Genomic DNA, 13,297 nt, shown 5'->3' on the forward strand with positions numbered 1-13,297 from the left:
GCCGCCTTATGAACATCTCGCTGCTTCTCGAAATGGCCGCCGAGGCCGCGCCCGACCGCGTCGGGCTCGTCTGCGACGGCAAGCGCTGGACCTATGCCGAACTGCTCGCCGCCGCTCGCGGCGCCTACGAGCTGATCGAGCAGAGCGGCGCGCAATATGTCGCACTGCTCGACGAAAGCAGCGAGGCGGCGGTGATCGCTCTGTTCGGCGCGGCGCTGGCCGGCGTGCCCTATTGCCCGCTCAACTATCGCCTCGCCGACGAGGACCTGGCCGCGCTGCTTGGCCGCATAGCGCCGGCGCTGGTCGTGGGCGACGAGGAGCGCGTCGCGCGCATCGCCGGCGACCAAGGCCACACGGTGCTGGCGCGCGAGCTGTTCGTGCTCCAGGCGCAGGAAGCCGTCCCGGCCGACGACCGCGTCTACGACGAGGGCGAAGGCGTGGCCGTGCAGCTGTTCACCAGCGGCACGACGGCAGCGCCCAAGGCGGCGATCCTGCGGCACTCGAACCTGCTCGGCTATATCCTGGGCACGGTCGAATTCGCCTCGGCCGAGGAGAGCGACGCGGCGATCATGGTCGTGCCGCCCTACCATATCGCCGGTATCTCGGCGATCATGTCGTCGGTCTATTCGAACCGCCGCATCGTCATGCTGCCAGCCTTCAGTCCCGAGGGCTGGCTCAAGCTGGTCGATAGCGAGAAGGTGACCAATGCCTTCGTCGTGCCGACCATGCTCGGCCGCATCATTGCAGCAATGGATACGACGCCCGCCGACGTGTCGTCGCTGCGCGCGATCTCCTACGGCGGCGGCAAGATGCCGCTCGAAGTGATCCAGAAGGCGCTGGCGCTGTTTCCGAGCACCGGCTTCACCAATGCCTATGGCCTGACCGAGACCAGTTCGACGATCGCGCTGCTCGGCCCCGACGACCACCGCGCCGCGCTGGCCTCGGACGATCCCAAGGTGCGCGCGCGCCTGACCTCGCTGGGTCAGGCCCTGCCGACGGTCGAGATCGAGATTCGCGACGAGGATGGCAAGGTGCTGCCCACGGGCGAAGCCGGTGAGATCTACGTCCGCGGCGACCAGGTTTCGGGCGAATACAAAGAGAAGAGCGCGCTCGTCGAGGGCGGCTGGTTCCCGACGCGCGATGCCGGCTTCATCGACGAAGACGGCTACATCTTCCTTTCCGGCCGCGCCGACGACGTCATCGTCCGTGGTGGCGAGAACATGTCGCCGGGCGAGATCGAGGACGTGCTGCTGACTCATGCCGCCATCGCCGACGCCTGCGCCTGCGCGGTGCCTTCGGTCGAATGGGGCGAGGCCGTCGGCATCGCCGTCGTCGTGCGCGAAGGTCATGGCGCACCGGGCGAAGACGAGCTCAAGGAACTGATCCGCGGCCGCCTGCGGTCGAGCCGCGTGCCCGACAAGGTCGCCTTCGTCGCCGAGCTGCCCTATAACGAAATGGGCAAGCTGCTGCGCCGCGAGGTCAAGAAGATCCTTGCCGACTGAGGACGGTCTCGGCCCGGCGATCCCGCTGGCGCGCTGGGCCGACCGTCACTTGCGCCTCCTCGCCGAGGAGACCGGTTCCCCTCGCATCGCCGCGCTGAGCGGCGAGACGATCGTCGGCGAACGGGGTTCGAACGGCGACTACACGATCAACGGTCGGATTTCGGCAGGGCTCGGCGGCAGCCGACTGATGCCGACGCGCGACGGGGGCTGGTTCGCGCTGACGCTGATCCGCGCTGAAGATCGCGAGCTGCTGCCCGCGCTTTTCCTGGACGATAGCGTCGACATCCACAGCCCCGAGGCGATCGCCGAGGCGGTGGCGCGGCACGACTGTGCCGACCTCGTCATGCGCGGCCGCCTGCTCGGCCTGCCCGTAGCTTCGGCCGACGAAGCGCCCGTTTCTCAACCGGTCGAAGTGCTGATCGAAGGGCCGCGCCGCGAGCGTTCGCCGGATAACGTGCCGCTCGTCGTAGATCTTTCGGCGATCTGGGCCGGGCCGCTGATCGGGCACCTGCTCTGGCTCGCCGGCGCGGAGGTGGTGAAGATCGAGAGCCGCAACCGCCCCGACCTGATCCGCCGCGACGATCCCGCGACCTTCGACCTGATCAACCAGGGCAAGGCCTCGGCATTGATCGACATGGCCAGCGAGACCGAGAAAGCGACGCTGATCGCGCTGATCCGCCGTGCCGACTTCGTCATAGAAAGCTCGCGTGTGCGGGCCTTGAAGCAGCTCGGGATCGATGCCGAGGCGCTGGTGAAAGAGGTGCCGGGGCTCGTCTGGCTCAGCGTCACGGGCCACGGCGCCAGCGGCGAGGCGGCGGGCTGGACCGGGATCGGCAACGACTGCGCGGTCGCCGGCGGCCTCGCCCGCGCACTCGCCGACGCCAGCGGCACGATCGGCTATGTCGGTGACGCGATCGCCGATCCGCTGACCGGGATCACCGGCGCACTCGAAGGCTGGCGCGCCTACCAAAGTGGCGCGGCCCGGCGCATCGGACTCGCCATGAGCGCGATTACCGCGCAGGCGCTGGCCGAGGAGCGGGCGCATGATCCAGCGCGGCTTCACGGCGAACTGCTCGGCTGGGCGCAGGCCGTCGGACAGCCCTTCCCCAAGGTCCCGCGGCGCGCGCTGGAGGGCGAAGTGCGCGCGCTCGGCGCCGACACCGCGGAATGGCTCGCATGCTGATCCGCAACGCCGAGGTATGGGGGCATGGGCTGGCCGATGTGGAGATCGAAAGCGGCAGGATCGCCGCTCTCCATCCTCCCCGGCACGGGGAGGGGGACCGCGAAGCGGTGGAGGGGCGCCTCGGTCAACACGGCGCTCGCCGGAGCCCCCCCTCCACCACCCTTCGGGCGGTCCCCCTCCCCGTGCCGGGGAGGATAATCGATGCGCAGGGCGGCGCTCTCCTGCCCGGACTCCACGATCACCACATCCACCTCGCGGGCCTGGCCGTTCGCGCCGCCTCGGTGCCCTGCGGTCCGCCCGAGGTGAACGACGCCGACGAGCTCGCGGCCCGACTCCGTCGCCCCGGCAGCGGCTGGATCCGCGGGATCGGCTATCACGAGAGCGTGATGGGGCTGCCCGACAGGCGCCAGCTCGACGCGCTGGCTCCCGATCGGCCGCTGCGGATCCAGCACCGATCCGGACGGCTCTGGCTATTCAATTCGCTGGGGCTCGAAACGGTCCTGGCGGGGGCGGAAGCACCCGACGGGCTCGATCGGGACAAAGGCCACCTGTTCGACGAAGACGCCTGGCTGCAGACCGCACTCGCGAGCACGCCCCCGGATTTCACCGCGATTTCCGCCGACCTCGCGCGCTTCGGCGTGACCGGCGTCACCGACATGAGCCCGCGCAACGATCCCGTCATCGCGCGCCACTTCGCAGGGCAGCGCGAAGCGCGATCACTCCGTCAGCACGCCCTGCTCGCGGGAACCCTCGGCGGCTGGACCCTCGGCCCGGCCAAGCTCCACCTCCACGAAGCCGCCTTCCCCGATTTCGAGGAGACGGTCGCCTTCATCGCGACGGCGCATGACCAGCATCGCGGGCTCGCGGTCCATTGCGTGTCCGAGATCGAGCTCGTCTTCGCGCTCGCCGCGATCGAGGCTGCGGGCGCGCGACCGGGCGACCGCATCGAGCATGCTTCGGTCGCCTCGCCCGAACTCGTCGCGCGGATCGCGGCGCTGGGGCTCGCGGTCTGCGTTCAGCCGCACTTCGTTGCCGAGCGCGGCGACCGCTACCTCGCCGACGTCGAACCGCGCCACCACGGCGACCTCTACCGCCTGCGCAGCCTTTCGGATGCCGGTGTTCCGCTCGCCGGCGGCAGCGACGCGCCTTTCGGGGACGCGGATCCGTGGCAGGCGATGGCCGCGGCGGTCTCGCGCCGAACGCGCGACGGCCAGGTCATCGGCGCCGAGGAGGCGCTGACGCCCGAGGAAGCGCTGGCGCTCTACCTCGCCGATCCGCTCGATCTCACCCGCCAGCGCCGGGTCGAACCGGGCGCGACCGCCGATCTTTGCCTGCTCGATCGCCCCTGGACTGCGGCGCGTGAAAGCCTCTCGGCCGACACCGTGCGCGCGACCTTCGTGTCAGGCGAGCTCGTCCACCAGGCCCCAGTCTAGCGCCTGCTTCGCGCTGAGCCGCTTGCCCGAAAGGATCAGCAGCGCGGTCCGCTGCCGCCCGATCCGCCGTGTCAGCGAGACGCAGCCCCCCGCCCCCGGCAGCACGCCCATTGCCAGTTCGGGCAGCTGAAACCAGGCGTTCTGCGTCGCGACGATCCGCCGCGCCCAGGCCGCCAGTTCGAGCCCGGCGCCGACACAGGCGCCCTGGATGTGGACCTCGAGCCGATCGGCACAGCGCGCAGCCGGTCGCGCCGGCAAGGTCGCCAGCCGGATCGCATGGGCGGTCGCGGGATCGGTAGTCGTGCCGAATTCGCCGAGTTCGGCGCCGAGGCTGAAAGCCTTGCCCTCTGCGCGCAGCGCGATCCGGGCGACATCGGGATCGAGCGCGGCCAGCGACAGCGCCTCATAGAGCGCATCGCGCAAGGGGCGGTCGATGGCGTTGCCGTTTTCAGGACTCGCAAGCGTGAGCGTCAGCCCGTCGTCGCCACGTTCGACCCGCAGCCGTCCCTCGCCGCGCGGTGTCGGCACGGGCTGGACCGCACGCCAGCGCAAGTGCTCGTCGCTCCCCTGGAGCACGGCATAGGCCAGCGATTCCGCGGTCAGTCCCTCTTCGGTCGACAGCGCGGGCAGCAGGCGCAGAAGCTGGACGATGACCGCCGCGGCGCGGGGATGGGCCATGACCTGGCGGGCAATCGCCTCGGCGCCAATGGCGGGCTCGATCACGGCATCGAGATGAGCCGCGAGTGGATGGCCGGCATCACCCAGCCCGATCACCGGGCATGGCGGCAGCGCCAGCGACTCGGGCAGGCTCGCGGCCCGATCGAGATCGACGAAAGCGATCGGCCGGCCGATCCCATCCCCGGACCAATCCTCGCCACGCCAGAGCCGTTCCGCCGCGACGGTCAGTTCGCCGATGTCCATTTCCGCGGATCTCCGGGGCGAATCGCTCGCCGTTCCGAGACGATCCATCGCGCAAATTGAACGGGTTGAACACCAAGGGCCTTGCAATGTAAGCTAACCAAGGTCAGGAATAAACGAGACATTCTCATTTTCGTTGACATTGCTCGCCTATGGAGCAAATCTCGACGCATAAGAGGTGGAGGAGAGAGTCCATGCCCGTCGGGTCAGCCCCTTCGAACAAGGCGAAGATCGCGCGTCGCGTGATCGAGGTTCTGGAATTTTTCGACGATACGCATCGTGAAGCCACGGTGATGGACATCGTGCGCCGCTACGACCGGCCGCAGTCGAGCACGTCCGAATTGCTGTCGAGCCTCGTCGAGCTCGGCCTGCTCTACAAGGATCCCAATTCGCGCTCTTACAGTCTGGCGCCCCGCGCGGCTCTGATCGGCGCCGCCGGCCAGACCGGTATCGTCCGCGACGGCCGTCTCGTCGGCCTGGTCGATCGTCTCGCGGCGCAGACCGGCCTTTCGGTCGCGGTCTTCGGCCGCGTTGGCCTCAAGAGCCAGATCGTCTCGTGGCATGCAGGCCCGCGCGCCTCGAGCAAGGCCATGCGCGGCCTTCACGGCGGCCTGCAGGAACCGCTCTGCGACAGCGCCCCCGGTTGGCTGCTGCTTTCGACGATCGCTCCGACGCGCCGCGACGGCGTATTGCGCCGGCTCAATGCCGAAGCTGCCGAGGATCGCAAATTCGCCGTCCCCGACATGACCGCGCGCATCGAGACCTGCCGCGAGAGCGGCCACGTTCGTGGCAAGCTCGGCTTCGGTTCACAGGCCGATGTCGTCGCCGCCCTGCTGCCCGGCCAGGACGAGAGCCATCCGTTGGCCATCGGCATCGTCTACGGCGAGGAAGACCGCGTCAGCCGCGAGAGCCTGCTGCGTTGCCTCGACGATGCGATCGAGGGCCTCGCCTCGCTTAGCAAGGTCGAAAAGCTGCCGACCGCCGCCTGACCGGTTAAAGGCGGGCGAGCTGCCGCCCGGCAATGTGGGCGAGCGGTTCGTCCGGCCCTTTGCTGAAATCGCGCAGTTCGCCGACACGCGCTGCGATCACCGCCCGCTCGGGCTGGAAGGTATAGCAATTTGGCGGCAGATCGGCCGCACGCGATTGTCGCTCGATCGGAATCGTGCGCCCATGTGCGACCAGTCCCGCCCATTGCAGCACACGTGCCGGCTCTTGCAGGTCCGCCGGCAGCGCCGCGATCCAGTCGCGCAACTGGTGCAGCATGAGGCCGCTCGCGCTCTCGGGCTCGACCAATAGCCTCGCGCGCTCGCGCCACAACAACAGCCGCGCACCGTCGCGCCGCAACTCCAGCAGGCGCTCGCCCGCGATCGGGTCGCTGGCGAGCACGTCATAGACCAGCGGCCGTCCCCTCGCATGCGCCGCGGCGAAGACCGCCAGATCGTGGAGATGGGTACAGTTGGCGCGCTTCTCGCGCTTGGCCGTGACCTCGCTCAGCGGCTGCCCGGTGAATGTCGCGATCAGTTGCGCCCGCGCGCCGGGGCAGGTGGTCCAAGGTGCCCGCTCCATCACCGGCTCGACCGCCGTGACCACCCCGCCCTCGTGACGCAGCGTCACCGCCATGCAATGCATGTCGTCTTCGAGCATCGCCAGCACCGCGCCTCCTTCCGCACTGGTTCGCGGCTCGATGCGGATGCGGCGGCGATAGCCGGGTAAATCCTGGACCTCGGTCATGATCGACAGAGGATTTCACAGCCGCCGAGGCCTGTCGACCGTCCTGACAAGCCCCATCGCCCGCGCGATTGCCGTCGGCCAAGACCCGATCGCATCGACAAGGCAGCCCTGCGAATGGCAAATAGGCGATCGACGGCCGCAAAGGCGGCGCCAGCGATGGAGAGAGGCATGAAGATCCGGATCGACAAGGCGCGCTGTGTCGGCAACGCACGCTGCTGGGCCGTGGCGCCCGAGCTCTATCCGCTCGACGAGGAGGGATACATCGCCATCGAGGACTTCCACGTTCCCGAGGGGCAAGAATCACTCGCCAAGCGCGGCGCCCGCGCCTGCCCCGAACGCGTGATCGAGATCGTCGAAGAGTAATGATAAAGTAGCTGATCATCTCAGATGATAGCAGTAGAGATACACCTCATCTCACAACGCCTGCGCTTCGTTGTATACAAGCAACGCTTCCCGAAAAACTGACACCCTTGTTACGTTTGCTCATTGGCAATCGCTGCACGAGGCGTACCCAATAGGTCGGCCCGGTACATAAAACCCATCCAGGGTGACCGGGGCGAATAGCGGGGGAAGATGCCAGTGAACACCAAGACAAAAGCGGCCTTGCTGGCCGCGACGACCTTCTGCGCCTTCAATTCGGCGGCGGTCCAGGCGCAGACGTCCGAGACGGACACCAGTTCGAGCAACGACATCATCGTCACCGCGCAGCGCGTCGAACAGCGCCTGCAGGACGTGCCGATCTCGATCACCGTGGTCGATCAGGCCAAGCTGATGAACAACAACATCAGCAACCTGAAGGACGTGGCCAGCCTGACGCCGGGCTTCGCGGTCAACAGCCGCTACGGCGCCGACAACACGACCTTCACGATCCGCGGCTTCTACCAGGAGCAGCGCAGCTTCGCGACCGTGGGCGTGTTCTTCGCCGACGTCGTCGCACCGCGCGGTTCGGGCGCGACCTTCGGCGGCGACGGCGCCGGTCCGGGCGCGCTGTTCGACCTGCAGAACGTCCAGGTCCTGAAGGGACCACAGGGCACGCTGTTCGGCCGCAACGTCACCGGCGGCGCCGTGCTGCTGGTGCCGCAAAAGCCGACCGACAACCTCGAGGGCTATATCGAGGGCAGCGCCGGCAACTACGACATGTGGCGCACCCAAGGCGTGATCAACATCCCGCTGTCGGACACCTTCCGCGTGCGCGCCGGTGTCGATCACATGGATCGCAAGGGCTATCTGCGGAACGCCGGCAATCTGGGCGACGGCGATTTCGAAGGTCGCGGCCTTGGCGACGTCAACTACTGGGCGGCGCGCCTCAGCATGATCGGCGACCTAGCCCCCAACCTCGAGAACTACACGGTGTTCTCATACACCCATTCGCAGAGCAACGGCGTGATCCCGAAGATCATCGCGGCTTTCCCCGGCACGTCGAACCAGGCCTTCTTCGGCAACGAGTCGGCCGCGCAGATCGCCCGCGAAGCGCCGCTCGGCTTCTGGTCGGTGTCCAACCGCGCGCCGGACTCGCACTCGATCAGCGAGCAGTGGCAGGCGATCAACACACTGACCTGGACCGCCAGCGACAGCCTGACGGTCAAGAACATCCTGTCCTACGGCGAATTCCGTGGCCGCACCAATCTCGACCTTTTCGGCAACTACGCCTTGCTGCCCGGCGTGACCTACGGCACCGAGACCGGCCAGCAGGTTCGCGGCTTCGCCTTCACCCACGACAATCCGAACACCAAGCGGACCAACGCGCAAAGCTCGCTGGTCGCCGAGCTGCAGTTCCAGGGGCGTCCGGGTGACGGCACCTTCACCTGGCAGGCTGGCGGCTATGCCGAAATCAACGATCCGCTCGGTTTTTCCGGCGTCTCGACCGCCTCGTTCACCGGCTGCACCGACATCGGCAACTTCGTCTGCCTGCCCTCGAGCGCGGTCGGCGGCCCGGCCTTCCCTGCGGGCACCGGCCTCGGCACGATCTCTGGCGGAACGGGCTCCTTCTCGTACCAGAAGACCAAGTTCCGCGACTACGCGCTCTATGCCCAGGCCAGCTACAAGCTGACCGACAGGCTCACCCTGACCGGCGGCCTGCGCTACACCTGGGACCAGATGCGGACCTATCTGATCAACCAGACCGCAGTCTATCAGACGAATCCCGCCAACACCCGGTTCGGCTGCACCAACCTGACCGCCCCCGGGTTCGTCTCGCCGGTCTCGGCCGCCAACCAGGCAACTTCCCCCTACACCCTGGCCAACCACCTGAATTTCTGCGGCCAGAACCTGAAGAAGGACACCAAGGCGCCGACCTGGCTGATCCAGGCCGATTTCAAGCCGGTCGACGACGTGATGATCTACGGCAAGTGGTCGCGCGGCTACCGTCAGGGCGGCCTGGCCATCTTCGGACCCGATCCGATCCAGCCCTATGACAAGGAAACGGTGGATTCGTTCGAAGCCGGCGCCAAGACCAGCTGGCGCGGCGCAGTACCGGGCAGCTTCAACGTCTCGGGCTATTACAACACGCTGCGCAATCAGCAGCTCCAGCTCGGCGTCGCCTGCAACCCCGCCAGGCCGGGCTTCACCGTGATCTGCTCGGGCAACGCGACGATCATCAATGCCGGCAAGTCGCGCATCTGGGGCTTCGAGGCGGACCTCAACGTCTCGCCGTTCGAAGGCCTGCGGCTCGACCTGGCCTATGGCTACATCAACGCCAAGTTGCTCAAGGTGACGATCCCGGTGGTGCCGGCACCGTATAACGACATCACGCCGCCGCTGGCGCAGGGCTGCACGGGCGAGCAGTGCAACACGATCGCCAACTCGGGTCCACCGCACCAGGTCGTGGCTTCGGGCAACTACACGCTGCCCTTCGACCAGTCGTTCGGCAAGTTCACCGTCGGTGCCACCTTCGTCTACCAGTCGCGGCGCCGCATCGTCGCCGATGGCATCGCCGGCAGCGGCCGCGGCATCGCGCCGTCGTCGAGCGTGCTGAACCTCAACGCCACTTGGGCCAACGTCGCCTCGATGCCGATCGATCTTTCGGTGTTCATGACGAACGTCACCAACGAGCACGTCATCCAGCAGATCAACGACAACTCGGCCCGCGGCTTCGTTTCGGCAATCGTCGGCGAACCGCGCATGTGGGGCGCGCGCATCAAGTACCGCTTCGGCAATTAAGCCTGGCGGACGGGTCGCTAGACTGAAGGCGGCGTCTCCCTCGGGAGGCGCCGCTTTTGTTTGGATCGCGGCGGCGATGGGGCGAAATTCCCATTGCCGCGACCCGCCTTTCCGTGCTGATGCGGCTGGGCCTGCTGAACGAACGTGCAGCACTCAGATCAGAAGACCGGGAAGAGACAGCTCCATGAATTTCGACCTCACCGACGAACAGGAAATGGTGCGCGACACCTTCGCGCGCTTCCTCGACGACAACTCCTCGGGCGAGCGCGTGCGCGCCGCCCTGCCCAGCGGGTTCGACCCGGCGCTGTGGCAGGGCCTGGCCGAGCTCGGCGCCTTCGCGCTGCGCGTTCCCGAAGAGGCCGGCGGCCTGGGCCTCGGCCTGTTCGACGCCGCCGTGGTGATGGAAGAGGCCGGCCGCACCCTGGCCTCGGGCCCGCTCGCCGAGGCGCTGGTCGCGACGCGCCTGCTCGCGCTGCTCGGCGGCCAGGACGACCTGCTCGGCAAGGCCATCGGCGGTGAGGCGGTGGTGACGATCGCGATGCGCGACGTCGCCGAATTCGGCCGCCAGTGGGTTTCGGGCGGACTCGTCGCCGAAGCCGTCGTCGCGCGCAAGGGCAACGACGTCGTCCTGATCGCGGTCCCCGCCGAGGCGCGCGTCGCCGAGGAGAACCTCGCCTCGACGCCGATCGCCGAGATCGATCTCGCCGCCCTGCCCGCCACCGTGCTCGGCAGCGGCGACGCCGCGCTGGCGACCTTCGCCGCCGGCCTCGAGGAATGGAAGCTGCTGATCGGCGCGGCGCTCTCGGGCCTGTCGCGCGCGGCGCTGGTCCTGGCCGCGGCCTATGCCGGCGAGCGCAAGGCCTTCGGCGTTTTCATCGGCACGTTCCAGGCGATCAGCCACCCGCTGGCCGATCTCATCGCCGAGGTCGACAGCGGCAAGTTCATGGTCTGGAAGGCGATCCGCGCCATCGCCGATGGCGATGCGGACGCCGCCGCGCAGGTCTCGCTGGCCGGCTGGTGGACCGCGGAGACCGCCTCGCGGACGGTCACCCAGTCGCTCCACACCTTCGGCGGCATCGGCCTCACCACCGAGCACGACATCCACCTGTTCAACCTGCGCGCCAAGGCTTGGCCGCTGGCCTTCGGCGACCCTCAGCAGCTCCTCGCCGAAGCCGGCCGCCGCCTCTACGGCAACGAGGCGGCAAGCCTGCCCGACGTCGGCGACCTGCCGATCGAATTCGACCTCGGCGAGGAGGCCCGCGCGGTCCAGGCCGAGATCCACGCGTTCTTCGACAAGCACGTCACCGACGAGGAGCGCGCCAAGTTCCACTATTCGTGGGAAGGCCATAACCCGCGCATCCACAAGCTGCTGGTCGAGAACGACCTGGCCTACCTGCAGATGCCCAAGGACGTCGGCGGCCGTGGCCTCAACGCCTATGCCGTCACCGCCGCGCGCGATGCCTTCGAGGAAGAGGGCTGGAACAACCCCGTCGCCGGTGTCGCCCAGATGGTCTCGCTGATCATGCACCGCTTCGGCTCGGACGAGCTCAAGCAGGAGGTGCTATCGAAGGTCATGTCGGGCGACGCGATCTGCTCGCTCGGCTATTCGGAGCCGGGTTCGGGCTCGGACGTCTTCGCCGCGCAGTGCCGCGCGATCCCCGATGGCAACGGCTGGAAGATCGAGGGCACCAAGATGTGGACCTCGGGCGCCAACCTGACCGACTACGTGCTGATGCTGACGCGCACCAACACCGAAGTGGCCAAGCACAAAGGCCTGACCATGTTCATCGTGCCGCTCAAGGCCGATGGCGTGACGATCCAGGCCGTGCACACCTTCATGGACGAGCGCACCAACATCACCTTCTACGACGGCGTCCAGATCCCCGATTCCTGGCGCCTCGGCGAAGTCGACGGCGGTGCGCGGACGATGGCCGCGAGCCTCGAGCTCGAGCACGGCGGCGGCTTCGCCAAGGTGCAGAAGGTCCTGGTCGAGGAAGCCGTCGAGCTGGCGCGCGAGATCCAGGCCCCGGGTGGCGGCAAGCTGATCGACCAGCCCAACGCCCAGACCCGCCTGGCCCGCGCCTATGCCAACTACCTGGCGGCCGAACTGCTGCAGTACCGCGCCAACTGGGTCCAGGTCGAAGGCAAGACCAACCTCGCCTATGGCCCGATGACCAAGGTGTTCTCCTCGGAGAAGTTCACCACCGACTCGCGCGACCTGCTCGACCTCACCGCGCCCTATTCGCTGTCGAAGCGCAAGGGTCCGGCGGGCAAGCTCAACCAGGCCTATCGCCATGCCCACGGCACGACGATCTACGGCGGCTCGAGCGAGGTTCACCGCTCGATGGTCGCCGAAAAGGGCCTCGGCCTGCCGCGTTCGCGCCAGTAACGGCAACACGATACCGATCCTCCCCTGCAAGGGGAGGTGGCAGCCCGCAGGGCTGACGGAGGGGTATCCCGCTCACGATGGCAGGACACCCCTCCACCACCCGCTTCGCGGGCGGTCCCCCTCCCCCTAAGGGGGAGGATCTTAAAGGGAGACACCCATGACCGAAGAAGCACCGCACCTGCTGACCGAGGAAGTCGACGGCATCCTCATCGCCACGCTCAACCGCCCCGACAAGCTCAACGCCATTTCGCGGCAGATGATGGACCTGCTCACCGAAGCGGTCCTGCGCTTCCGCGACGCCGACGAACTCAAGGTCATGCTGATCCGCTCGACGGGCCGCTATTTCAGCGCTGGCGCCGATCTCAAGGCCGGCAACCAGAACGTCGTATCGCCCTCGGTCAGCGGCGTGCAGTCCGCGCGTTCGATCCGCGAGAACCACCGCCTCAATCTCAACAACATGCAGCAGCTGTGGGACGAGATGGAGCACATCGAAAAGCCCATCGTCGTCGCGCACCACGCGATGTGCGTCGGTGGCGGTCTCGAGATGAGCCTGTCTTGCGATTTCCGCCTGGCCGCCAAGAGCGCCGGCTATGCCTTCCCCGAGGGCCTGTTCGGCGTGCTGCCGGCCTCGGGCGGGGTCAGTCGCCTGACACGCCTCTGCGGTCCGCACTGGGCGCGCTGGCTGGTCATGGCCAACAAGCCCGCCTCGGCCGACAAGGCGCTGACCATGGGCCTGGTCCACGAGGTCTATCCCGACGAGACCTTCGAGCAGGACGCCCTCGACTTCTGCCGCCATCTGACCAAGCAGAACGGCGAGCAGATGGGCGCGGCCAAGGTCGCGATCGAGCTCATTGCCGATTCCGGCCGCGATGCCGGTCGCCACATCGAGCGCATGGCGAACAGCGGCCTGATGCTCAATCCGTCCTACATCAAGGGCATGGAAGAGTATCTCAAAGGCGTGGGCGGCAAGGGCAAGTAAGCC

General features: G+C 67.7%; 10 protein-coding genes. 8 read left to right on the plus strand and 2 right to left on the minus strand.

Going from position 1 to position 13,297, the window contains the following annotated elements; genetic code table 11:
• The first annotated feature begins 8 nt into the window (after window positions 1–8).
• The 3 genes from WG901_RS06635 (at window position 9) to WG901_RS06645 (ending at window position 4,118) form a co-directional block, all read left to right on the plus strand.
• Window positions 9–1,502, plus strand: a complete 1,494-nt coding sequence (locus WG901_RS06635; protein ID WP_339586219.1) for a class I adenylate-forming enzyme family protein — start codon at window positions 9–11, stop codon at window positions 1,500–1,502.
• Window positions 1,492–2,685, plus strand: coding sequence for a CoA transferase (locus tag WG901_RS06640; protein ID WP_339586220.1), 1,194 nt, complete (start codon window positions 1,492–1,494; stop codon window positions 2,683–2,685). Before WG901_RS06635 ends, WG901_RS06640 begins: the two co-directional genes overlap by 11 nt.
• A gap of 182 nt (window positions 2,686–2,867) precedes the next feature.
• Window positions 2,868–4,118: an amidohydrolase family protein gene (locus WG901_RS06645; RefSeq protein ID WP_339586221.1), complete on the plus strand. Its 1,251-nt coding sequence runs from the start codon at window positions 2,868–2,870 to the stop codon at window positions 4,116–4,118.
• Here the strand turns inward: WG901_RS06645 and WG901_RS06650 are convergent.
• Window positions 4,086–5,039, minus strand: coding sequence for an enoyl-CoA hydratase/isomerase family protein (locus WG901_RS06650; protein WP_339586222.1), 954 nt, complete (start codon window positions 5,037–5,039; stop codon window positions 4,086–4,088). The genes WG901_RS06645 and WG901_RS06650 overlap by 33 nt on opposite strands.
• 191 nt (window positions 5,040–5,230) lie before the next feature.
• Here WG901_RS06650 and WG901_RS06655 point away from each other — a divergent pair, with 191 nt between their 5' ends.
• Window positions 5,231–6,025 (plus strand): helix-turn-helix domain-containing protein, encoded by a 795-nt coding sequence (locus WG901_RS06655; protein WP_339586223.1) that lies wholly within the window; start codon window positions 5,231–5,233, stop codon window positions 6,023–6,025.
• 4 nt (window positions 6,026–6,029) lie between these two features.
• Here WG901_RS06655 and WG901_RS06660 read toward each other — a convergent pair whose 3' ends face one another.
• Complete coding sequence (locus WG901_RS06660) at window positions 6,030–6,767, minus strand: DUF2889 domain-containing protein (RefSeq protein ID WP_339586224.1); 738 nt, start codon at window positions 6,765–6,767, stop codon at window positions 6,030–6,032.
• A 168-nt stretch (window positions 6,768–6,935) separates the two neighbouring features.
• Here WG901_RS06660 and WG901_RS06665 point away from each other — a divergent pair, with 168 nt between their 5' ends.
• The 4 genes from WG901_RS06665 (at window position 6,936) to WG901_RS06680 (ending at window position 13,294) form a co-directional block, all read left to right on the plus strand.
• Window positions 6,936–7,130, plus strand: coding sequence for a ferredoxin (locus tag WG901_RS06665; protein WP_339586225.1), 195 nt, complete (start codon window positions 6,936–6,938; stop codon window positions 7,128–7,130).
• A 216-nt stretch (window positions 7,131–7,346) separates the two neighbouring features.
• Window positions 7,347–9,926, plus strand: coding sequence for a TonB-dependent receptor (locus WG901_RS06670; RefSeq protein ID WP_339586226.1), 2,580 nt, complete (start codon window positions 7,347–7,349; stop codon window positions 9,924–9,926).
• A gap of 184 nt (window positions 9,927–10,110) precedes the next feature.
• Window positions 10,111–12,315, plus strand: coding sequence for an acyl-CoA dehydrogenase family protein (locus WG901_RS06675; RefSeq protein ID WP_339586227.1), 2,205 nt, complete (start codon window positions 10,111–10,113; stop codon window positions 12,313–12,315).
• A gap of 157 nt (window positions 12,316–12,472) precedes the next feature.
• Window positions 12,473–13,294, plus strand: a complete 822-nt coding sequence (locus tag WG901_RS06680) for an enoyl-CoA hydratase/isomerase family protein (RefSeq protein ID WP_339586228.1) — start codon at window positions 12,473–12,475, stop codon at window positions 13,292–13,294.
• Window positions 13,295–13,297 lie beyond the last annotated feature (3 nt).

Source organism: Novosphingobium anseongense, assembly GCF_037482895.1.
GTDB classification, from domain to species: domain Bacteria; phylum Pseudomonadota; class Alphaproteobacteria; order Sphingomonadales; family Sphingomonadaceae; genus Novosphingobium; species Novosphingobium anseongense.

Bases quoted from the DNA above. Each gene is read 5' to 3' on its own strand.
- WG901_RS06635 (WP_339586219.1), top strand. From the start codon at position 9: ATGAACATCTCGCTGCTTCTCGAAATGGCCGCCGAGGCCGCGCCCGAC.
- WG901_RS06655 (WP_339586223.1), top strand. From the start codon at position 5,231: ATGCCCGTCGGGTCAGCCCCTTCGAACAAGGCGAAGATCGCGCGTCGC.
- WG901_RS06650 (WP_339586222.1), bottom strand. From the start codon at position 5,039: ATGGACATCGGCGAACTGACCGTCGCGGCGGAACGGCTCTGGCGTGGC.
- WG901_RS06665 (WP_339586225.1), top strand. From the start codon at position 6,936: ATGAAGATCCGGATCGACAAGGCGCGCTGTGTCGGCAACGCACGCTGC.
- WG901_RS06680 (WP_339586228.1), top strand. From the start codon at position 12,473: ATGACCGAAGAAGCACCGCACCTGCTGACCGAGGAAGTCGACGGCATC.
- WG901_RS06675 (WP_339586227.1), top strand. From the start codon at position 10,111: ATGAATTTCGACCTCACCGACGAACAGGAAATGGTGCGCGACACCTTC.
- WG901_RS06660 (WP_339586224.1), bottom strand. From the start codon at position 6,767: ATGACCGAGGTCCAGGATTTACCCGGCTATCGCCGCCGCATCCGCATC.